Genomic DNA, 21,346 nt, shown 5'->3' with positions numbered 1-21,346 from the left:
GGGAGAGGGAGGGAGCGCGGAAGGGTGAGGGTAGCGGAGAGCGGTTCGACCCTGCCCTCGCCCTGCGGCGCTGCGCGCCTTCCCTCTCCCGACGGGAGAGGGGATTAAGCCGGCTCCCCCACGATCGTCTTCAATTCCATGAAGTCGGCCAGCCCGTACTTCCCCCCCTCGCGCCCGTTGCCCGACTGCTTGTACCCGCCAAACGGCGTGCCGCCGCCGCCCGACCAGGCGTTGATCGTGACCAGCCCCGCGCGGAGCTTGCCCGCGATCTTCGCCGCTTCGGCCGGGTCGCCCGAAATGGTGGCGCTCAGTCCGTAATCGGTGTCATTGGCCATCTCGACGGCTTCGTCGGCGTCGCTGTACCTGGTGATCGTCGCGACCGGGCCGAACGTTTCCTCGCGGTAGATGCGCATCTCGGGGGTGACGTCCGTCAGCAATGTCGGCTTGACGAAGAACCCGGCGTTGCGCCCGTCGGGGCGCCCGGTGCCGCCGGTGACGAGCGTCGCGCCTTCGTCGATCGCCGACTGGATCAGGCCCTGGATCTTCTCGAACTGCGCCTTGTTGACGACCGGGCCGATATGCGCCCCCATCACACTCGCGGCGTCGACCGGGGTCGCTTCCATGATCGACTTCACGACCTGCGTCGCGTCGGCGACCTGGCTTTCGTGGACGAGCAGGCGGGTCGGCGCGATGCATGATTGCCCGCTGTTCGCCAGCACGCCCTGGATCGTCGGGGGCAGTACCGCGCCCAGATCGGCGCCTTCGAGCACCACATTCGGCGCCTTGCCGCCGAGTTCCTGGTGCACGCGCTTGACCGTCGCGGCGGCGGCCTGCGCGACCGCGATCCCCGCGCGGGTCGAGCCGGTGAAGCTCACCATGTCGACGTCCTTATGGCTCGACAGCGCCGCGCCGACCCCCGGCCCATCGCCGTTGACCAGATTGAACACGCCCGCCGGCACGCCGGCCTTGTCGAGGATTTCCGCCAGGATCACCGCATTGCCCGGCGCTTCCTCCGATGGCTTGAGCACCATCGTGTCGCCGGCGGCAAGCGCGGGGGCGACCTTCGCGCAGATCTGGTTGAGCGGCCAGTTCCACGGCGTAATCATCGCGACCACGCCGAGCGGCTCGTGGACGACGCGCGATTTGCCTACTTGTTCGGAAAAGCTGAATTCCTTGAGCGCGGCGAGCGTGCCGATGAAATAGCCGAGTCCCGCGGGCGCCTGCGCCATTTGCGCGAACCCGATCGGCGCACCCATTTCCTCCGACGTCGCGGCGGCGAGATCGGGGATGCGCGCTTTGTATTCCTCGATAATCCGTTCGAGCAAAGCGATGCGGTCGGCGACGCTGGTCTGCGAATAGCTCGCGAACGCCTTCTTTGCCGCGGCGACCGCCTTGTCGACATCGGCCTTCGACCCGAGCATGATTTCGCTGACCGGCTGTTCGGTCGACGGGTCGATCACATCGTGGCGGGTGCCGCCCTCGCTATCGACCCATTGTCCGTCGATATAATGCTTCAGGTAGCTTTTCATCCTCGCCTCCGCCGCTTTTGGAATGTCGGGTACGGGAGCGTAGATGGCGCGAGCGCCGATCGGTTGCAACCCGAAACGCGAGTCACCAATTGATGCCGATCGCAGCGGGAGAACGGACCATGGCACGCGTCGCACGAATCGAACGGCACGGCGGGCCGGAAGTCATTCAATGGGTCGATGTCGACCTGCCCGACCCCGGCGAGGGCGAGGTGCGGATTCGATCGACCGCGGTCGGGCTCAACTTCATCGAAATCTACCAGCGCACCGGGCTGTATCCGCTGCCGTTACCGAGCGGGCTGGGCAGCGAAAGCGTCGGCGTGATCGAAGCGCTGGGGCCGGGCGTCACCGGGTTTGCGGTTGGCGATCGGGTCGGCACGTTCGGCCCGGCGATCGGCAGCTATGCGACGCATCGCAAATTGCCCGCCGCGTCGCTGGTCAAGCTGCCCGACGACGTCGACGACCAGACCGCGGCGGCGATCCTGCTCAAGGGCGGCACCACCGAATTCCTGATCGAACGCTGCGCTAAGGTGCAGGCCGGACAGACCGTGCTGATCCACGCCGCGGCGGGCGGGGTCGGGCACCTCGCGGTCGGATGGCTCAAGGCGATCGGCGCGAGCGTGATCGGCACGGTCGGTTCGTCCGACAAGGCCGAGCGCGCGCGGCGTGCCGGGGCCGATCATGTGATTGAGTACAAGAATGAGGACATCGCCGCGCGCGTGCGGGAGATCACCGGCGGCGCGGGGGTCGACGTGTCGCTCGACGGGGTCGGCGCGGCGAGCTGGGAGGCGTCGCTGAAGTCGGTGCGGCCGCGCGGGATGATCGTCAGCTACGGCAATGCCAGCGGGCCGGTGACCGGCGTCAACCTCGGGGTGCTCGCGCAGAACGGGTCGCTGTTCGTCACGCGCCCGACGATGTTCCATTATTATGCCACGCCCGAGGAGCGCGCGGCGGGCTTCGCGCGCGTGTTCGATATGCTCGCCAAGGGGGCGATCAAGCCCGAGATCGGACAGACCTTCGCGCTGGAGGATGCCGCCGAAGCGCACCGCCAGCTTGAGGCGGGCAAGACCGAAGGCGCGAGCGTGTTGTTGCCGTGACCTTTACTCCCCTCCCTGAAAGGGAGGGGCTGGGGGTGGGTCGGCTCGAAAGGAAGTGGGTCGGCGGCCCCATATCCACCCACCCCCTAACCTCTCCCTTCATGACGGAAGGGATCGAGGGGATTAGTTCCCCTTGTCCCCATCGTCGTCGGTCGATGGAGTTTCGGGCGGCCCGTATCGGGGCTTCTCGTCCGGCGGCAGTTTGAATCCTTCGCTCGAGCGACCGCGTGGCGGCGCCTTCACGACGGTGACGTGGAAGTCGATCCGGATGCTAACCCACGCGCCGACCAGCGACTTGCCGCCACGCCGGGGCGGGCGGACAAGGAATTGCCACGCCGCCAGCCGCATGTCGCGTCCGAGTCCCGAGCCGAGCGGCGATTCGCCCATCGACTGGCAGTTCTCGACATGGAAATTGGGTACCGTCTTGCACGCGATCAGCGCCCAGCCGCCTTCTGGCGGCATCTTCTTCACATAGCCGTTGAGCTCGGCGTTGGTCGGCTCGCGGTACCATTCGGCGCGGTACAGCGGCATCCCGCCCGGCCCGAGCCCGGGGCCGTAAGCGAGCTTGCTGTCCTCGCCGTCGCCGGCGGCGTCACCCTGGCCCGACCCCTTGAGTTTGCTGATGTCGAGCGCGCCCAGCTGGATCGGCAGCACGCCGGGGAGCGGCACGGGCGGCGGCGCCGCCTTTTGCGGCGGCGCGACATCGGGCGGCAACGTGGAGGGCGGCGCCGACGCGCTCTTCGGCTTGGGCGTGTTGTCGGCCTTCTTCGTGCGGTCGGGCTCGGTCGAGGCGGCGTCGTCGGGCGCGACCAGCGTGAATGTCGTCGGGCGTACGACCCTGGGCACCGGCGTGACGCGCGGTCCCCACAAGACGAGCGCGATCAGGATCAATGCCTCGACGATCAGCGCCAGCACGAGCGAAACTGCACGGCGGCGATCGGGCAAGTGCAAGCGGAACGGCAACTCCATCGCCGCGCCGCCTAGGCGTGTCGCTCACGCGCGGCAATCGGCGATCACTCGGCTCGTCGCATCGCGACTACCCAGGATAGGGCGAGTCCTTGAGCAGCCCGGCGAGGTGCGCGGCGTTGCCCGCGACCATCTTGGCGGACTCGGTGACCTTGTCGGGCGTTTTGTCGAGGTCCTTGAAGTCGACGTCGCCATAGGCCTCGCCGACCCAATAGACCGCGCCGGTCGCGGGGATCGTCCAGCCGACGTCGTTCAACGACTGGAAAATCTGTGCGGTGGAAAAATGCGCGCCGTCTTCGTTGCCGACGATCGCCGCGACCGCGACCTTGGAATAGCTCGGCATCCGCCCCTTGTCGTCGGTTTCGGACAGGAAGGCGTCCATCCGCTCGAGCACGCGCTTGGCGATGCTGCCGATCTGCCCCATCCAGATCGGGCCGGCGAGGATCAGGATGTCGTGCGCCAGGATCTTCTCGCGCAAGGCGGGCCAATCGTCGCCGTCGCCTTCGTCGCTCGTCACCCCGGGCTTGATGTCGAGCGCCGCGACGCGGACGGTTTCGGTCAGCGTCACGTCCGCCTTCCCGAACGCGTCCTTCAGGACCGCGATCATAGCGTCGGTCGAGGATTCGCCCGTGGGCTTGAGCGTGCAGTTGAGCGCGATGGCCTTGAGCGGCATGATAGTCTCCTGAGACTTGGTGCGGACCCAACGACGCGCGGCGCGTTTCTATCCCGCAAAAGGAGACGATCATGGGCTATCTCTGGATGGTGCTGGCGGGCGCGTTGCTGTGCAACTGCATCCCGCACTTGGCGAGTGGCCTGCGCGGCGAGCCGTTCCCGACCCCGTTCGCCAAGCCACTGGGCAAGGGCCTGTCGCCGCCACTCGTCAATTTCGCGTGGGGCAGCGCCAATTTCTTCGGTGCGGTCGCTCTCGCGGCGTGGCGAGCGCCACTCGGCGATTGCCGGATCAACGTCGGCGCGGCGGCGATCGGCTGGTTGGCGATAGGCGCGTACCTTGCGCTCCATTTCGGCGCGGTGCGTAAGGGGCGCGGCTGAGTAGCCACGCCCCTCTGCCGTTACGCTTTCGGTCCCGCGATCGCCTTCGCGGCTTCGAGGATCTCGGTCGGGAACATCGCGATGATCGTCGAATTATGCTCGACGCCGATTTCGGTCAGCGTCTGCAGCCGGCGCAGTTCGAGCGCGCCAGGGGTCTTGCCGATCTGCGCGGCGGCCTCGGTCAGCTTGACCGATGCTTCCTGCTCGCCCTCCGCCTTGATGATCCGCGCGCGTTTCTCGCGGATCGCCTCGGCTTCCTTGGCGATGGCGCGCTGCATCTGCGGCGGGATGTCGAGGTCCTTGATCTCGACCGCGTCGAACTCGACGCCCCAGCGGTTGCAGCGTGAGGTCAGCAGGTCGAGCAGCCGCGCGTTGATGATCGTGCGGTCCTTGAGCATCTGGTCGAGGTCTGACTGGCCGATCGCGTCGCGCATTGCGGTCTCCGCCGCCTGGACGATCGCCGCGGTCCAGTTGGTCACCGTGGTGACGACGCCCGCCGGGTCGAACGCGCGGAACCAGATCACCGCGTTGACCCGCACCGCGACGCCGTCGCGCGTCACCGTCTCCTGCGAGTCGAGCGCGTAGGTGATCGTGCGCGTGTCGACCTTCACGACGCGCTCGATCAGCGGGATCAGCCAGAACCAGCCGGGCCCTTTGGTCGCCTGGAGCCGGCCGAGCCGGAACACGACGCCGCGTTCATATTCCTGGTTGATGCGGAACGATTTGAGCGCGAGCAGAGCCGCGATGCCCGCAGGCACCGCTAAAAACAGCCATGTAAGGGGAAGCATTTTGCCTCGAAACGATGCCGCGAGCATGCGGCGTGGCGCGGCGAGTGCCGCGGCTATTTATATACGAGCGTTGCGCAGGCGAAACATCGGCAAATCGGTGCAATCGTGGATGCAGACAGTGCACGCTCCGCATATAAAAAAGGCGCCCGGATCGCTCCGGACGCCCTTTTTCCTGTCGGCTTATCGCCTACGATCAGGCCGAATAATACATATCGAATTCCACCGGGCTCGGCGTCATCTCGAACCGCGCGACGTCAGCGCGCTTGATCTCGATATACGCCTCGATCTGGTCCTTCGAGAACACGTCGCCCTTGAGCAGGAAGTCCATGTCGGCTTCCAGGCTGTCGAGCGCCTCGCGCAAGCTGCCGCACACAGTCGGCACTTCGGCCAGTTCCGCGGGCGGCAGGTCGTAGAGATTCTTGTCCATCGCCTCGCCCGGGTGGAGCCGGTTCTGGATGCCGTCGAGCCCCGCCATGAACAGCGCCGCATAAGCGAGGTACGGATTGGCCATCGCGTCGGGGAAGCGCACCTCGACGCGCTTGGCCTTCGCGCCCGTGCCGTAGGGGATGCGGCACGACGCCGAGCGGTTGCGCGAGCTGTACGCCAGCAGCACCGGCGCTTCGTAGCCCGGGACCAGCCGCTTGTAGCTGTTGGTCGTCGGGTTAGTGAACGCGTTCAGCGCCTTGGCGTGCTTGATGATCCCGCCGATGAAATACAGGCACATGTCCGATAGACCGGCATAGCCGTTCCCGGCGAACAAAGGCTCCTTGCCGTTCCAGATCGACAGGTGGGTGTGCATGCCGCTGCCGTTATCGTCCTTGATCGGCTTGGGCATGAAGGTCGCCGACTTGCCGTACGCGTGGGCCACCTGGTGCACGACGTATTTGTAGATCTGCATGCGGTCGGCGGTCACGGTCAGCGTGCCGAAGGTCAGGCCCAGCTCGTGCTGCGCCGCCGCCACCTCGTGATGGTGCTTGTCGCACGGCAAGCCCATTTCGAGCATGGTCGAGACCATCTCGCCGCGAATGTCGATTGCGCTGTCGACCGGCGCGACCGGGAAGTACCCCCCCTTGGCGCGCGGACGGTGGCCGAGGTTGCCGCCGTCATACGCGGTGCCGGTGTTGGTCGGCAGCTCGACATCGTCGATCTTGTAGAACGACTGCGCGTAGCTCGTCTCGAACTGGACGTTGTCAAACATGAAGAATTCGGCTTCCGGTCCGATATAGACCGTGTCGCCGATACCCGTGGTCTTGAGATACGCCTCGGCGCGCTTGGCGGTCGAGCGCGGGTCGCGCGCGTAGAGCTCGCCGGTCGACGGCTCGACTACGTCGCACACCAGGATCAGCATCGGGGTGGCCGAGAACGGGTCGGTGTACACCGCGTCGAGGTCGGGCTTGAGCACCATGTCGGACTCGTTGATCGCCTTCCACCCCTCGATCGACGACCCGTCGAACATGAAGCCGTCGGTCAGCTCGTCCTCGCCGACCACGCCGGCGACCATCGTCAGATGCTGCCACTTGCCCTTGGGATCGGTGAAGCGAAGGTCGACCCACTCGATCTCCTCGTCCTTGATCTTCTTCAGGATATCGTTCGCCGACGTCGCCATGGTGATCACTTTCCTTCGTTAAATTGAGATTAGATTGCCGCCCTAAACCGCGGCTTCGTCGCGCTCGCCGGTGCGGATGCGGAGCACGGTTTCGACGGGCATGACGAAAATCTTGCCGTCGCCGATGCGGCCGGTCTGCGCGGACGACGCGATCGCTTCGACCACGCGGTCGGCGAGGGCGTCCTCGACCACGACTTCGAGCTTCACCTTGGGCAGGAAATCGACGACGTACTCCGCGCCGCGATAGAGTTCGGTATGCCCCTTCTGGCGGCCGAATCCCTTGGCCTCGGTCACGGTGATCCCGCTGACCCCCACCTCGTGGAGCGCTTCCTTCACTTCATCGAGCTTGAACGGCTTGATGATCGCTTCGATCTTTTTCACGAATATCCCTCGCTTCGCCCGCGCCATTACACGAACCGTGCCAGCTTGCCCGCGCGAAGGGCCGGGGCTGCGCGGGTCGGTATTAGCGCCTAGCAAATGCCCAGCGGTTAGGCAGCAGGGATTCGTTTGCCCGTTCGCGCGGCAGCGTCGGCGAGCCGGTCGCGAAACGGCCGCCTGGCGAGCGCGGCGTTGGCGCGATTGATCACTTCGACCAGCACGCCCCCGGTTTCGGTGTCGAGCGCCGCGGTCGCGACTCGCGCGGCATGCCAATGCGCCTCCAGCCGCGGCTGCATCGCCTTGGCCAGCCGGCTGAGCGCGACCACGCGCTGCCGCGCATCGTCCTCGCCGCGCGTCACCACGACGAGGCCGGCGAGCCGCATCTGCGCGACGGTCTGGCTGGTCGCCGAATGCGACACGCCGAGCCGCTCGGCCAGCGTCGTCAGCGTGTGCGGGCCGTCGTCCATCAGCGCACGGATGACGGGGGTGTAGCGCGCGCGGAAATCTAGCCCGTCGTCGCGATACGCCTGCTCTAGCGCGCCATCGAGATGGTCGATCAGGCGGCGGAGCGCGGCGCCGAAACTGGCGGCGGTGTGGGTGGAAGTCATGGTCGCTTGGCTAGCACTTTACAGCCGCCGGGCAAATTGTATAAGCGCTTATAGTTACATTTGTAGTCGAGAGAGGGTGACGATGGAGCGGCGGGCATTTCTGGGGCTGTCGGCGGCGGCGATCGCGGCATTGGGCAGCGGCGCCGCACTGGCGCAAGCGACGGATACCGGGCTGGCAGGCGCGGTGGCGAAGCTCGCCGATCTGCTCGAGACGGGATACGTCTACCCCGACACCGGCAAGAAATACGCGGCGATGCTGCGTCAGAAGCTGGCAGCAGGCGGCTATGCCGCGGTCAGCGATCCGGTCGCGCTGGGCCAGCAATTGAGCGCCGACCTCAACGCCGTGTCGTCCGACCGCCACTTGCGAATCGTGCCCGAAGCGATGGCGGGCGGCGGCGGCCCGCGTCGCGTCGTAGTGGGCGGGCCTGCGCCGGGCGCCGGTTCCGGCCCGCAGCCGATCCGCCGTGTTTCGCTTGAAGATGCGGGCTGGGTCGCGAAGGGCGTCGCGTACCTCCGCTATACCGGCTTCACCGGCGATCCCGCCACGGTCGCCGCCACCGCCGATTTCATGAAGACGCACGCGACCGCCAAATCGCTGATCATCGACTGCCGCTACAACGGCGGCGGCGGGATCGACGAGATGAACGCGATCTTCCCGTATCTTTTCGCGAAGGAGACCGTGCTGGTCCAGATGCAGATGGCGCAATCGGTCGCCAAGGCGCGCGGCGGGACGCCGTTCGACGACGACAAGTTCGTCCGCGACGTGCCCGCGCCGGTGGGGTTGATCGGCCGCGAGCATTACGCTGTGCCGGGGACCGAGACGGGCCTGTTCGGCGCGAAGGTTTTCTACCTGACCTCGGGCCGCACCGCGTCGGCGGCGGAGCATCTCGCGCTGGCGTTTCGCCACACCAGACGCGCGATCCAGATCGGCGAGACGACGGCGGGCGCCAACCATTTCGGCGATTTCGTGCCGATCGGCGCTGGACTGGTCGTGTTCCTGCCGGTCGGGCGGACGATCGATCCCGATACCGGCAAGGATTGGGAAGGGACGGGGATCGTGCCCGACATCGCTGTCGCGCCGGCGCTCGCGCTGGAGGAGGCGCTTCGCCGCGCGGGCGCTCTGTAGGTCAGTAAGGCGGTCGGTCGAACCCAGCCGGCGATCCCGTGAAAATCTCACACCCGTCCTCGGTGATGCCGATCGAATGCTCGAACTGCGCCGACAAGGATCGGTCGCGCGTCACGGCGGTCCAGCCGTCGTCGAGCAACTTCACGTCGGGCTTGCCGATATTGATCATCGGCTCGATCGTGAAGATCATCCCGGGCTTGAGTTCCGGCCCGGTTCCGGGGCGACCGACATGCACCACCTCCGGCGCATCGTGGAACAGCCGCCCGACGCCGTGCCCGCAGAAATCGCGCACCACGCCGTACCGGTGTGCTTCGGCATGCCGCTGGATCGCATGTGCGACGTCGCCCATTGTGTTGCCGGGCCTGGCCTGCTCGATCCCGAGCATCAGGCATTCGTAGGTCACGTCGACCAGCCGCCGCGCCTTCACGCCCACGTCGCCGACCAGGAACATCCGGCTGGTGTCGCCGTGCCAGCCGTCGAGCAACGGGGTCACATCGATATTGACGATGTCGCCGTCCTTCAGCGTGCGCTCGCCGGGGATGCCGTGGCACACGACGTGATTGACCGAGATGCAGCTCGAATGCGTGTAGCCGCGATAGCCGAGCGTCGCCGGCACCGCGCCGCCCGCGACCATGAAGTTGCGGATCATCGTGTCGAGCTCGCCGGTGCTCGCGCCGGGGACGACGTGTGGGACGAGCATGTCGAGCGTCGCGGCGGCGAGCTGCCCGGCCTTGTGCATGCCCGCGAACGCGTCGCGGCCGTAAAGCTTGATCGCGCCGGTCCGTTCGAGATGCTGGTCGCTGGTGACGGTTACGTATTCGGTCATCGCGGCGATATAGCGATGACGGCACCGTTTTGCGAGGCTAGGCTTGCCGCCATGAGCGAGCGTATCTGGACAGCCGCGTTGGTCGTGATCGGCGACGAGATCCTGTCGGGGCGCACGCAGGACAAGAACGTCGCGCAGGTTGCCGCGTGGCTCAACGTGCAGGGCATCCGGCTGGCCGAGGTGCGCGTGGTGCCCGATGTCGAGGGCGCGATCGTCGAGGCGGTCAACGCGCTCCGGGCGCGCCAAGATTACCTCTTTACCACCGGCGGGATCGGGCCGACGCACGACGACATCACGGTCGATGCGATCGCTGCGGCGCTCGGCGTCGGCGTGGTTCATCACCCGGACGCGGTGACGGTGCTTGAACGCTATTACGCGCGGCAGGGGAGCGAGCTCACCGAAGCGCGGCTCCGCATGGCGCGCGTGCCCGAGGGCGCCGATCTGATCCCCAACCGCATGTCGGGCGCGCCGGGGATCAAGATCGGCAACATCTTCATCATGGCGGGCGTGCCGCACATCACCGCGGGGATGCTCGACGCGCTGACCGGGACGCTCGAGGGCGGGCAGCCGGTGATCAGCCGCACGATCGGCTGCTGGGTGCCGGAAAGCGAGGTCGCGGACGTGTTGCGCGAGACCGAGAGGGCGCATGCGGGTGTCGCTATCGGCAGCTACCCGTTCTTCCGCGAGGGGCGCGTGGGGGCGAACTTCGTCGTGCGCAGCCCGGACGAAGCGCTGGTCGCGGCGACCATCGCCGATCTGGCCGCGCGGCTGGAGGCGGAGGGCCGCGCAGTGGTTGCCGACGGGATTTGAGCGATCGAGGCCGGGCTGGGCACGCGACGGCGAGTCACACGTTGGGCCGGTAGAAGGAGAGACGCGATGAAGACCGGATTAGCGATGGCGACACTGGGGCTTCTGCTTGCCGCTTGCGGCGGCGGTTCGGCGCCGGGCGACAACACGGCGACCCCCGCCGCCCTCGCGCCGATGGAAGCGAAGATCGCCGCGCTCACCGATGCGCAGCGCAAGACCGTGTTCTACAAGGCGATCTACGACGCCGACTATGAATGCGGCGAGATCGACAAGATCGAGAGCAAGCCGCGCAACGACGGCAAGCCGGTGTGGGTCGCGACGTGCGACGATCTGGGCGAGTATGTCATCACGCTGCAGCCCGGCGGAATCTTCACCGTCAGCGGGGTGCCGCAAGCCAGAAAGCGCATGCCCAAGGGCACGAAGATCCTGCCGGTCGGGACGAAGTGACCGGGGGGCGCTATAGCCGTTCGCGCCCCGTCCGCTGGTTGACGTCGACGCAGGCGAGCATCGCCAGCACGCGGCGCCCGCGCCCGGGATCGAACCCGACCGCGACATCGGCGCGCTTGGGGTTGGCATAAGTCCCGAAGAGCATATCCCACACCGGCATGTCGCCGAAGTTGCGCGCATGCACGTCGCGCTGGTGGTGCAGCATGTGCGCTTCGGGCCGCTGGATGATCCAGCCGCTCCACACCGGCGTGGGCACGTCGAGATGCTGGTACAGCGCGATCAGGAACCCCGCCGCGCCGGCGATCCCCGCCGCTTCGGGCGTCACGCCGAGCAGGATTGCGGCGAGCAGCGACCAGAATACCTGAACGAACACGTCGATCGGGTGAAAGATGAACGCGGATGCCGCGTCGACTCGCGCGACGCCGTGGTGGAGCTGGTGGCCGAGCCGCCACAACAGGTCGAAACGATGCTGCAACCGGTGCGACCAATAGGTGAAGAACGTCGTCAGCACGACGGTAGGGATGGCGCCCCATAGCTGCCACCGCGACAGGTCGATGGGACCGGCGTGTGGCAAGAGCGGCAGGAGTACGAGCGGCGATACGACGTTGACGATCAGCGTCGCGGCGAAACCGGCGACGCCGATCAACCGCCAATAGCGGATCCTTGGCTGCGCGCGCGGCGAGCGGACGACGAGCTCGATCGCCATGCCGGCGAGCAGCATCGTCGGGAATGACAGCAGCAACAGCGTGTCGAACGACATGGCCAGGCCTCCCCCGAGGGTCACAGGCGTGTACGCGCGGTGTGGTTTTAGCGGATCGGGGCGGCGCGGCAAAGCCGCGCCGTCGGTCGCCGCAAGCGGTGCCGTCCGAACTGCCGCCGAGCACGATTTAGCGCCGCTAAATCGCTGCGGCAGTTGGAGCGGGTGAAGGGAATCGAACCCTCGTCGTAAGCTTGGAAGGCTTCTGCTCTACCATTGAGCTACACCCGCGCGCGGCGACGCCCTGCCACGACCGCGCGGCTCGGGTCAATCGGGCTTCTTCTCCGCCGCCGCCCTGATCCCGTCGAGCGTCGCGGTCGGGGTGATTGCCTGCGGGTCGAGTCGGCAGTGCAGGATCGCCGGCTTGCCGCTCGCCAGCGCGCGTTCGAACGCGGGCGCGAATTCGGCGGTGGTCGTGACGGTCTCGCCGTGCCCGCCATAGGCGCGCGCGAGCGCGGCGAAGTCGGGGTTGGTCAGCTCGGTTGCCGACACGCGCCCCGGGAAATGCCGCTCCTGGTGCATGCGGATCGTGCCGTAGATACCGTTGTCGATGATCGCGACGATTAGCGGGATGCCGTGGTGCACCGCGGTCGCGAATTCCTGGCCGTTCATCAGGAAATCGCCGTCCCCGGCGATCGTCAGCACGATGCTGTCGGGCCGCTGGCGCTTGGCCATCACCCCGGCGGGCAAGCCATAACCCATCGATCCGCTGGTCGGCGCGAGCTGCGTGCCGAAATCGCGGAAGCGGTAGTAGCGGTGGATCCAACTCGCGAAATTGCCCGCGCCGTTGCAGATCACCGCGTCGGCGGGGAGACGTTCGCGCAGCCACAGCATGACATCGCCGTACTGGAAATCACCGGGAACCGGGGGCGGGGTGTCGGACCATGCGCGATAGTCGGCGCGCGCCGCTGCGACGTCGCCACCGCGCGGCGCGATCTGCGATGCCGCTGCTAGGAACGCGCCGGGCGTGGCGTTGATCGCGAGCGTCGGCTGATAGACGCGCCCGAGCTCCAGCGGGTCGGGATGAATATGGACGACCTTCTGCGCGCCCGCCGGGATGTCGAGCAGCGTGTACGACTGCGACGCGATTTCGGACATCCGGCCGCCGATCAGCAGGACGAGGTCGGCCGCCTTCACGCGATCGATCAGCTTCGGATTGGGCGCGAGGCCGAGGTCGCCGATGAAGTGATCGTCGGTCGCCGGGAACAGGGCTGCGCGGCGGAACTGCGCGGCGACGGGCAGCCCGAGCCGGTGCGCGAACGCGACCATCGCGTCGCGCGCTTCGGGTGTCCAGCGCGACCCGCCGACGATCGCGACCGGGTCGGTCGCCGCCGCGATCAACTCTCGCAGCGTGTCGATATCGTCGGGGGCGGGCGCGGTTTCGACCGGTTCGATCAGCGGCGCGTCGGCGACGTCCGCCACGTCGCTCAGCATGTCCTCGGGCAGCGCGATCACTACCGGGCCGGGGCGCCCCTGCAGCGCGATGCGGAAAGCCCGTGCGACGATCTCCGGGATTCGCGCGGCGTCGTCGATCTCGACCACCCATTTGGCCAGCGCACCGAACGTCGCGCGGTAATCGAGTTCCTGAAACGCTTCGCGGTCGCGCATACCGCGCTCGATCTGGCCGACGAACAGGATCAGCGGGGTCGAATCCTGCATCGCGATGTGCAGGCCGGGCGATGCGTTGGTCGCGCCGGGACCGCGCGTGACGAAGCAGATGCCGGGCCGCCCGGTCAGCTTGCCATACGCCTCCGCCATCATCGCCGCCCCGCCCTCGGCACGGCAGGTGAGCAGGTCGATGCCGCTGCCGATCAGCGCGTCGAGCACTTGCAGATAGCTTTCGCCCGGCACGCACGTCGCGCGATCGACGCCTTGTGCGACGAGCTGATCGACCAGGATTCGCGCGGCGGTCCTCATCGTCATGCGATGTGCACCGCCTTGGTGACCATGTGCGCAGCGACGCCCTCGGGCCCATCCTCCGACCCGAACCCCGATTCCTTGACCCCGCCGAACGGCGCGTCGGGCCAGGTCAGCCGTACCTGGTTGATCGCGATCATTCCCGATTCGATCGCCTCGCTGAGCACATTCTGACGCCGTCCATTCTCGGTGAAGCAGTAGGCCGCGAGGCCGTAGGGCAGGCGATTGGCCTGCTCGATCGCGTCATCGACGCTGGCGAACGGGCGCAGCAGCGCGACCGGGCCGAACGGCTCGTCGTTCATCGCCTTGGCCTCGAGCGGCACGTCGGCGAGGACGGTCGGCTGGTAGAAGAATCCGTTGTCCACCTCATTACCGCCACCCGCCAGCACGCGCGCACCGATGCTGCGGGCATCCTCGACCATCGCGGCGATCGCCTCGGGCCGGCGCTGGTTGGCCATCGGGCCCATGTTGCTCGCCGCGTCGAGGCCGCTGCCCACCGTCAGCCGCTTGGTCCGCTCGGCGAACCCGGTGGCGAACTTGTCGTAGATGGCTTCCTGCACGTGGAACCGCGTCGGCGACACGCAGACCTGGCCCGCGTTGCGGAACTTGTGCGCGACGAGCGTGTCGAGCGTCTTTTCCAGGTCGCAATCGTCGAACACCAGCACCGGCGAGTGCCCGCCCAATTCCATCGTCATCCGCATCACGCTGTCGGCGGCGAGCTTCATCAGGTGCTTGCCGACCGGGACCGAGCCGGTGAAGCTCAACTTCTTCGTGACGGGCGAGGCGAGCAGGTGGCGCGACACCAGATCGGGCGCGCCGAACACGATCTGCGCGACGTTGCCGGGAAGCCCGGCATCCTGGAAACAGTGCATCACTTCGACCGCTGAGCCGGGGGTTTCCTCGCTCGGCTTGAGGATGATCGAGCAGCCCGCGGCGATCGCGGGCGCGATCTTGCGCACGACGTTGAGCGCCGGGAAATTCCACGCGCAGAACGCAGCGACCGGACCGACCGGCTGGTGCAGCACCATCGACCGCTGGCCCGGCGGCCGCATCAGCACGCGGCCGTAGACGCGCTGCCCCTCGGCGGCGTGGAAGTCGATCAGGCCCGCGCTCGCGAGCACCTCGCCCTTCGCTTCGGCGAGCGGCTTGCCCTGCTCCAGCGTCGCGACGCGCGCGATGTGGTCGGCGCGCTCGCGGATCAGCACCGCGGCTTTGGTCAGGATCGCCGCGCGCGCCTCGGGCGTGGTCTTGCGCCATTCGTTAAACCCACGCTCAGCCGCCACGAGCGCGCGATCGAGATCGGCGGTCGTCGCGAGCGGAAGGTCGGCCTGCCCGGCACCGGTCGCGGGGTTGAGCAGGCGGTGCGTGTCGCGGCCTTCGCCCGACAGCCATTCGCCGCCGATATAGAGGCCGAGCGTCGTGGGATAATCGGTCATGCCGCTTGCCTCTAGACTTCCCCGCCGCGCGTTCAAGCCACCGGGGCTTCGGGTTTCCCCTCGATCAGCTCGCGCCACAGCATCACGAGCACCGCCATCGTCGCGGGCCCGACGAACAGCCCGAGCAGTCCGAGCGTCTCGACCCCACCCAAGATGCCGATCAGCACCCACAGGAACGGCAGCCGAGTCGCGCCGCCGATCAGGAAGGGACGGATGAAATGGTCGGCGACGAACACCACGCCGAGCCCGATCGCGACCACGGCGATCGCCGCGCCGACCGAGCCGGTCGTGAGCAGCAGCAAGGCGGCGATCGCGAACATCGCCGCGGCGGCGAACGGGATCATCGCGGCAATCGCGGTCGCGACGCCGAGCAGGATCGGGTGCGGCTCGCCCAGCACTGCATAGACCACCGCCATCACCACGCCCTCGCCGATTCCGACCAGCACCAGTCCGTCGATCGTTCCGCGCACCGAGAGCAACGCCTGCTGCCCGATCCGCTCGCCCGCCGGGCCCAGCACCTTCGCGCTGACCGTCCTGAACTGCGCGACGATCGAATCGCGGTCGCGGATCAGGAAGAACAGCGTCAGCAGCGTGAACCCGAAGATGACCGAGCGGTGGAGCAGCCCGATCCCGATCAGTTGCGTGCGCGTCATCGTCGCGGCACCCCCGGCCTGCTTGAACAAATGGTCGGCGGCGACGGGATCGGCGAGGTTGGCGTTCCACCAGCCGATCAATTCGCTGTTGCCGAACGGCAAGTCGGCGATCCACGCGGGCGGCGGCACGCCGTGCCCGCGCGCGGCATGAATCCAGGCGGCGATGTCGTGCGCCTCGCTCGCCCCCTGCGCCACGCCGAAGCCGATCGGCGCGAGGATCAGGAGCGCGAACGCCAGCGTGAAGACGAGCGCGATGACGCTCGGCCGCGCCTTCGGGAAGCGCTGCTCCGCCCAATTGACCAGCGGATCGATCGCGACCGCGATCACCACCGCCCAGATCAGCGCGGGCAGGAAGCTGAACACGATCCACAGCCCGAGCGCGGCGAGCACCGCGATGAGCGCAAAGCGCGCCAGCGACGCGCGCGTGTCGGAGGAGAAAACGGCCATGCATAGCGATGTAGCGCGCCGCGCTGGCGCGCGACAGTGGAACGTGCTGTGATGCGTGGCGGGTAGGGGAGAGCGGGAATGGACGCAGTCGAAAAACGGCCGTTCGGATTCTGGACGGCGGTGGCGTTCGTCATCGGCGGGGTGATCGGCGCGGGCATCTATGTCGTGCCGGGATCGTTCGCGGCTTATGGCTGGAACGGCGCGCTGGCGTGGGTCGCGGGTGGTGTAGGCGCGCTGATCATCGGTGCGGTGCTGTCGGCGCTGACCGCGTCGCGGCCGCAGTCGCCGGGGCTGGTCGCGGTGATCGGGCAGGATCTGGGGCCCATCGCCGGGGTATTGGTCGGCTGGGGCGCGTGGGTCAGCTATTGGTGTTCCAACGCCTACATTGCGCTGACCTCGGCGCGCTACGCCGGGCAGATCGTGCCGGCGCTGGCGGCGACGCCGTTCCGCCAGGCGATGACCGCGACGCTGCTGATGGTCGCGCTGACCGTGCTCAACCTGACCGGGCTCAAAAGCTCGGGGCGCTTTCAGGTGGTGACGACCGCGCTCAAGCTGTTGCCGCTCTTCGCGGTCGTGCTGATCGCGTGTCTCATGATCGCGGGCGGGCACGCCACGGCGACCGCGGCAACGCATGTCCCCGTCACGTTTTCGCCGCTCCTGTCGGCGACCGCGCTGGCGATGGTCGCGATCATCGGGTTCGAATCGGCGAGCATCGCGGCGGAACGCATCCGCGATCCCGAGCGCAATGTCGCGCGCGCGACGATGACGGGGATTGCGCTGTCGTGCGTATTGTATCTGATCGTCTGCACCGCAATCACCTTCACCGTCCCGGCGGCGCAGCTCAGCGCGTCGAACGCGCCGGTCGCTTTGTTCATCGAACAGCATTGGGGCCGCTGGGCGGGCGATTTCGTCGCCGCGTTCGCGGTGATCTCGACCGTCGGTTGCCTCAATGTATGGGTGTTGTTGCAGAGCGAGATACCGCTCGGGCTGGCGCGCGCCGGGCAATTGCCGGGGTGGTTCGGGCGGACCAACAGCAAGGACATCGCCGTGCTACCGCTGATGCTCGGTTCGGCGCTGACGTGCGTCCTGCTGCTGGCGGGATCGTGGCACAGCGGCGCATCGCTGATGGACTTCATGCTGCGGCTGACCGCTGCATCGGGGTTGTGGATCTACGCCTTTGCCGGGGCGGCCGCGATCAAGGCGCGCATACGGCCGGTGCTCGCGCTGCTCGCGCTCGTCTTCGCGCTGGCGATGGTCGTCGGGTCGGGAACCGAGGCGGCATTGCTCAGCATCGCGCTGATGGCGCTCGCGCTCCCGCTCTACGTCATGACGCGGCGGGGCGCGTTAGCCGAACAGCCGGCCGAATAGCGAGCGATCGCGCAATATCTCGTGCGCAGCGTTGTGGCCCGGCGCGCCGGTGACGCCGCCGCCGGGGTGCGTGCCCGATCCGCACATGTAGAGGCCCTTAATGGGCGAGCGGTAGTCGCCATGGCCGAGCACCGGGCGCGCGGCCCAGAGCTGATCGAGCGACATGTGCCCATGGAAGATATCCCCCCCGATCAGCCCGAACTTGCGCTCGAGGTCGAGCGGTGAATGGATCTGCCGCGCGATCACCGATTTCTTGAAGTTCGGCGCGTGCTTGGTGACGGTGTCGATAATCAGGTCGGCGACCTTCTCGCGATGCTTGTCCCAATCGATCGCGGGGTCGAATTGCTGGCAGAACAGGCTGGCGACGTGCTGCCCCGACGGCGCGAGGCTGTCGTCGACGGTCGAGGGGATCTTCATCTCGACGATCGGCGCCTTCGACCAGCCGCCCGCTTTCGCGTCGGTGTACGCCTTGTCCATATAGTCGAGCGTCGGCGCGATGATGATCCCGGCGGTGTGGTGCTCGGCCTTTCCCTTGCCGGGCAGCACGGTGAAGTCGGGCAGTTCGGACAGCGCGACGTTCATCCGGAACGTGCCCGACCCGGTTTTGAAGCGATCGATGCGGTGTGCGAAGTCGGGCGGCAAATCGCTGCGGTCGACCAGCTGACGGAACACGAGCGCCGGCCCGGCATTGGCGATCACCGTGCCCGCCGCGATCTCCTCGCCGCTTTCCAGCTTTACCCCAACCGCCTTGCCGCCATCGACCAGGACCTTGGCGACCGGCGCCTCCAGGCTGATCTCGACCCCCATGTCGGCGCACGCCTCGGCCATGAGCCGCGTGATCGCGCCCATCCCGCCGACCGAATGCCCCCACATCCCCTTCTTGCCGTTCACCTCGCCGAACACGTGGTGGAGCAGGACGTAGGCGCTGCCCGGCGTGTCGGGGCTGGCGTAATTGCCAACCACCGCGTCGAACCCGAACGCGGCCTGGACGAACTTGTTCTCGTACCAGCCTTCGAGGAAATCGCGCGCCGACTTGACGAACAGGTCCATCACGTCGCGCTGCGCTTCGAGATTCATCCCCGCCAGCCGCTTGCCCTGCGCCGCGGCGGCGAGCAGGGCGCGGATACCCCCGCCCGCATTTGGTGGCGTCTTGAGTGCCATGTCGCGCAGCACCTCGGCGACGCGCTCCAAAGCTTCCTCGTAGCGCGGGAAGGTCTCGGCATCCTTTGCGGAGAAGCGCGCGAACTCGGCTTGTGTCCGCGCGGTGCCGCCGCCGAGCTTGAGATAGCCATCCTCGTGCGGGAAGAAATTGCTGATCGTCCGCTCGACGATCCGCCAGCCGCGCTCGTGGAGCCGTATGTCGGCGATCACCTTGGGGCGTAGCAGGCTGACGGTGTAGCTCGCGGTCGAATTGCGGAAGCCGGGTGCGAATTCCTCGGTCACCGCCGCGCCGCCGACGATATGACGGCGTTCGAGGATGCGGACCTTCAGTCCCGCGCGCGCGAGATAGAAGGCACAGACCAGCCCGTTATGGCCCCCGCCGATGATGAGCGCGTCGTATTTCTTGGTCATTGAACCTCGCGGGGTCGGCGGCTCCAGCCCGGCGCGGGCGCGCGGTGCTGACGGGCTTCAGGGATCAGGCCGCGGATCTTCTTTGCGAAACTGCGCAGACACACCTCGCTCGCGCCGATCGGGCCGGCTTCGTAGCTGCGGCTCGCCATGCCCTGCTGCACGCGCTCGATCAGCCAGGTGTCCTCGGCATTGACCACGCGATTGATCCGCCAGTTGGCGTAGCGCGCCAGTTTCATCTCGCGGCGGTCATCCGGCAGTGCGAACGCCATTTCGCGCAACACGCAGGTCGTCGGTCCGGTCGGCAGCCATTGCATGAAATCGATCTGATCGGCGTAGAGGTCGAACGCCATGTTGGGCCAGAGCTTGTAGTAGAGCCACAGCCGCTGATGCGTGTCGGGCAGATGGTCGACGCGCGGCAGATGGCGCTGATAGAAGCGCTCCCACGGATTGCCCGACACGTGATCGCTCAGCTGCCCCGACATCTTGTCGACCCACGGCTGCGCCTCGATCGCGTAGCTCTTTCCGAACAGCCGCGTCAGCCCGTCGTGCGCGACCGGGATGTGGAGGTTGTCCGAATAATTGTCCCCGACATTCTTCCAGTTGACCGCGCGAGAGCGTTCACGGACCGGCGAGATGCAGCGCATCTCTTCGAACCGGTACGGCGCGATCTCATGGTCGTACGGCGCCATCATCGCGGCGACCGACGGACCTTCGCCTTCCAGCCGCACGAACACGAACCCGCGCCAGATCTCGATATCGACCGGCGCCAGCTCGTTATCTTCCAGCCGCAGCGCCGGATAATCGCCGCGCATCGGCACGCCGCTCAGCCGCCCGTCCTTCTCGTAGGTCCAGGCGTGATACGGGCAGACCAGCTTCTTCGTGCACCCCGCTGGTCCCTCGACCAGCCGCATCGCGCGGTGGCGGCACACGTTGGTAAAGCCGCGCACCACGCTGTCGTCGCCCCGCATTACGATCACGCTCTCGCCGAGGTAATCGATCGTGTGAAAATCGCCCGGCTGTGCGACCTGGCTCTCGTGGCACACGATCTGCCACGACGGGCGGATCACGCGCTCCATCTCGACCGCATAATATTCGGGGTCGGTGTAGAGCCAGCCGGGCAAGCTCCAGTCGGCATCCCGATCGATATCAGAGAGGTCGGCAAAGCGGCGGGCCATATCGGACCCTAACCTCGATCTATGATGGTGGACAGAGGGCGGATCGGACCGCGTCGAGCCGTCAACGGTCGGCACTACATCGGTCAGCTGCGCCGCGAGCAAATTCGCAGCGACGCCAGCGCCATCCTCCGACTATTCGCCCGGCGCGACTTCCGGTCGAGATTGCACTGCACTTGTCGCTATCGGTTCGTCTGCATTCTTCTCCACGGACGAGGGAGCGGGATCGCTCGCTGACGCGTCATCCACGGTATCTGACGCGGGCTTGTCGTATGCCCAAGATGAGTCGCGGTTTCGGTTATCGAAAGGTTGGTCACGGCTGGTACGCGCCGGCTCGGCCGACAGATCGTAGTCGGCCGTTTGATATGACGCACGCGCATCGTACGAGGCCGTGACGGGCGGCGGACGATAATAATAATATTGATCGCCGGGCATGCCGGGGAAAGCGGTGGTTGCCGCAAGGGTAGCGTCCGCGTCGCCACTCTCGGGAAATGGCTGCGGGCTGTGGCTTTCCACGCCACTGAAATAAATCGGGTTGATGTTGGAAACCGTGTAGTTCGACGCTCCCAAGCCGGCACAGGCGGTGACGAGCGCCCCAATCGCACCGAGGCCGAGACTTCGCAGCGCGCGGTCGGGGTTGCGAGGGCGATCCATTCAGCCACAACGGGGAACGCGACCCAGCGTTCCGGGTGAATTGCGGCAAAACCGCAAGCGGTCTTTGTCCATCGGATTTCGGTGGCTTCAGCCGTCCGAAAAGGGGGCTTTCGAGCCTGTTGTCAGCATTGTTGCGGTCGACGAT

Annotated in this window: 21 protein-coding genes and 1 tRNA gene; 6 read left to right on the top strand and 16 right to left on the bottom strand. The window is 67.0% G+C overall.

Going from position 1 to position 21,346, the window contains the following annotated elements:
• Positions 1-104: 104 nt before the first annotated feature.
• Positions 105-1,529, bottom strand: coding sequence for an aldehyde dehydrogenase family protein (locus E7773_RS03335; RefSeq protein ID WP_293988109.1), 1,425 nt, complete (start codon positions 1,527-1,529; stop codon positions 105-107).
• Positions 1,530-1,648: 119 nt separating this feature from the next.
• Between E7773_RS03335 and E7773_RS03330 the strand changes: the two genes are divergently transcribed.
• Positions 1,649-2,623, top strand: coding sequence for a quinone oxidoreductase (locus E7773_RS03330; protein ID WP_293988106.1), 975 nt, complete (start codon positions 1,649-1,651; stop codon positions 2,621-2,623).
• A 123-nt stretch (positions 2,624-2,746) separates the two neighbouring features.
• On the opposite strand, the gene E7773_RS03325 is transcribed toward E7773_RS03330, so the two are convergent.
• Together E7773_RS03325 and E7773_RS03320 are read right to left on the bottom strand one after the other, a co-directional pair.
• Positions 2,747-3,592 carry a hypothetical protein gene (locus E7773_RS03325; RefSeq protein ID WP_293988104.1) on the bottom strand — a complete coding sequence of 282 codons (846 nt, stop codon included), beginning with the start codon at positions 3,590-3,592 and terminating at the stop codon, positions 2,747-2,749.
• Between the two features lie 67 nt (positions 3,593-3,659).
• Positions 3,660-4,262 carry an NAD(P)H-dependent oxidoreductase gene (locus tag E7773_RS03320; protein WP_293988101.1) on the bottom strand — a complete coding sequence of 201 codons (603 nt, stop codon included), beginning with the start codon at positions 4,260-4,262 and terminating at the stop codon, positions 3,660-3,662.
• 71 nt (positions 4,263-4,333) lie between these two features.
• On the opposite strand from E7773_RS03320, the gene E7773_RS03315 reads away from it, so the two are divergent.
• Positions 4,334-4,639: a hypothetical protein gene (locus E7773_RS03315; protein WP_293988098.1), complete on the top strand. Its 306-nt coding sequence runs from the start codon at positions 4,334-4,336 to the stop codon at positions 4,637-4,639.
• A gap of 20 nt (positions 4,640-4,659) precedes the next feature.
• Here E7773_RS03315 and E7773_RS03310 read toward each other — a convergent pair whose 3' ends face one another.
• From E7773_RS03310 to E7773_RS03295, 4 genes are all read right to left on the bottom strand, one after another.
• Positions 4,660-5,397 (bottom strand): SPFH domain-containing protein, encoded by a 738-nt coding sequence (locus tag E7773_RS03310; RefSeq protein ID WP_293988095.1) that lies wholly within the window; start codon positions 5,395-5,397, stop codon positions 4,660-4,662.
• A 223-nt stretch (positions 5,398-5,620) separates the two neighbouring features.
• Positions 5,621-7,033, bottom strand: a complete 1,413-nt coding sequence (glnA, locus tag E7773_RS03305; protein ID WP_293988231.1) for a type I glutamate--ammonia ligase — start codon at positions 7,031-7,033, stop codon at positions 5,621-5,623.
• A gap of 42 nt (positions 7,034-7,075) precedes the next feature.
• Entirely contained in the window at positions 7,076-7,414 is a 339-nt protein-coding gene (locus tag E7773_RS03300) for a P-II family nitrogen regulator (RefSeq protein ID WP_293988092.1), read from the bottom strand.
• A 107-nt stretch (positions 7,415-7,521) separates the two neighbouring features.
• Positions 7,522-8,019, bottom strand: coding sequence for a helix-turn-helix domain-containing protein (locus E7773_RS03295; protein WP_293988089.1), 498 nt, complete (start codon positions 8,017-8,019; stop codon positions 7,522-7,524).
• Between the two features lie 82 nt (positions 8,020-8,101).
• Here E7773_RS03295 and E7773_RS03290 point away from each other — a divergent pair, with 82 nt between their 5' ends.
• Positions 8,102-9,145, top strand: coding sequence for a S41 family peptidase (locus tag E7773_RS03290; protein WP_293988086.1), 1,044 nt, complete (start codon positions 8,102-8,104; stop codon positions 9,143-9,145).
• Between the two features lies 1 nt (position 9,146).
• Here the strand turns inward: E7773_RS03290 and map are convergent, their stop codons facing one another.
• Positions 9,147-9,971 (bottom strand): type I methionyl aminopeptidase, encoded by an 825-nt coding sequence (map, locus tag E7773_RS03285; RefSeq protein WP_293988083.1) that lies wholly within the window; start codon positions 9,969-9,971, stop codon positions 9,147-9,149.
• A gap of 51 nt (positions 9,972-10,022) precedes the next feature.
• On the opposite strand from map, the gene E7773_RS03280 reads away from it, so the two are divergent.
• Together E7773_RS03280 and E7773_RS03275 are read left to right on the top strand one after the other, a co-directional pair.
• Positions 10,023-10,781 carry a molybdopterin-binding protein gene (locus E7773_RS03280; protein WP_293988080.1) on the top strand — a complete coding sequence of 253 codons (759 nt, stop codon included), beginning with the start codon at positions 10,023-10,025 and terminating at the stop codon, positions 10,779-10,781.
• A 66-nt stretch (positions 10,782-10,847) separates the two neighbouring features.
• Entirely contained in the window at positions 10,848-11,225 is a 378-nt protein-coding gene (locus E7773_RS03275) for a hypothetical protein (protein ID WP_293988077.1), read from the top strand.
• A 10-nt stretch (positions 11,226-11,235) separates the two neighbouring features.
• On the opposite strand, the gene E7773_RS03270 is transcribed toward E7773_RS03275, so the two are convergent.
• From E7773_RS03270 to E7773_RS03250, 5 genes are all read right to left on the bottom strand, one after another.
• Positions 11,236-11,985, bottom strand: a complete 750-nt coding sequence (locus tag E7773_RS03270; protein WP_293988074.1) for a sterol desaturase family protein — start codon at positions 11,983-11,985, stop codon at positions 11,236-11,238.
• A gap of 154 nt (positions 11,986-12,139) precedes the next feature.
• Positions 12,140-12,213, bottom strand: a tRNA-Gly gene (locus tag E7773_RS03265).
• A gap of 36 nt (positions 12,214-12,249) precedes the next feature.
• Positions 12,250-13,905: a thiamine pyrophosphate-binding protein gene (locus tag E7773_RS03260; RefSeq protein ID WP_293988071.1), complete on the bottom strand. Its 1,656-nt coding sequence runs from the start codon at positions 13,903-13,905 to the stop codon at positions 12,250-12,252.
• Entirely contained in the window at positions 13,902-15,335 is a 1,434-nt protein-coding gene (locus tag E7773_RS03255) for an NAD-dependent succinate-semialdehyde dehydrogenase (RefSeq protein WP_293988068.1), read from the bottom strand. Before E7773_RS03255 ends, E7773_RS03260 begins: the two co-directional genes overlap by 4 nt.
• Before the next feature lie 32 nt (positions 15,336-15,367).
• The gene (locus tag E7773_RS03250; protein WP_293988065.1) at positions 15,368-16,435 is read right to left on the bottom strand and encodes an AI-2E family transporter; all 1,068 of its coding nucleotides are present in this window, start codon (positions 16,433-16,435) and stop codon (positions 15,368-15,370) included.
• A 78-nt stretch (positions 16,436-16,513) separates the two neighbouring features.
• Here E7773_RS03250 and E7773_RS03245 point away from each other — a divergent pair, with 78 nt between their 5' ends.
• The gene (locus E7773_RS03245) at positions 16,514-17,803 is read left to right on the top strand and encodes an APC family permease (RefSeq protein ID WP_293988062.1); all 1,290 of its coding nucleotides are present in this window, start codon (positions 16,514-16,516) and stop codon (positions 17,801-17,803) included.
• Here E7773_RS03245 and E7773_RS03240 read toward each other — a convergent pair.
• The 3 genes from E7773_RS03240 to E7773_RS03230 form a co-directional block, all read right to left on the bottom strand.
• Entirely contained in the window at positions 17,780-19,375 is a 1,596-nt protein-coding gene (locus E7773_RS03240) for an NAD(P)/FAD-dependent oxidoreductase (RefSeq protein WP_293988059.1), read from the bottom strand. The genes E7773_RS03245 and E7773_RS03240 overlap by 24 nt on opposite strands.
• A complete protein-coding gene (locus tag E7773_RS03235; RefSeq protein ID WP_293988056.1) occupies positions 19,372-20,550 on the bottom strand; it encodes an aromatic ring-hydroxylating dioxygenase subunit alpha in 1,179 nt (392 codons plus the stop codon). Before E7773_RS03235 ends, E7773_RS03240 begins: the two co-directional genes overlap by 4 nt.
• Before the next feature lie 132 nt (positions 20,551-20,682).
• Positions 20,683-21,201 (bottom strand): hypothetical protein, encoded by a 519-nt coding sequence (locus E7773_RS03230; protein ID WP_293988052.1) that lies wholly within the window; start codon positions 21,199-21,201, stop codon positions 20,683-20,685.
• Positions 21,202-21,346: the final 145 nt, after the last annotated feature.

The sequence above is a fragment of the Sphingomonas sp. genome (genome assembly GCF_004799495.1).
In the GTDB taxonomy this organism is placed as follows: domain Bacteria; phylum Pseudomonadota; class Alphaproteobacteria; order Sphingomonadales; family Sphingomonadaceae; genus Sphingomonas.
Note: the sequence above shows the minus strand (reverse complement) of the source record. Positions and strands in the feature narration are given on the sequence as shown.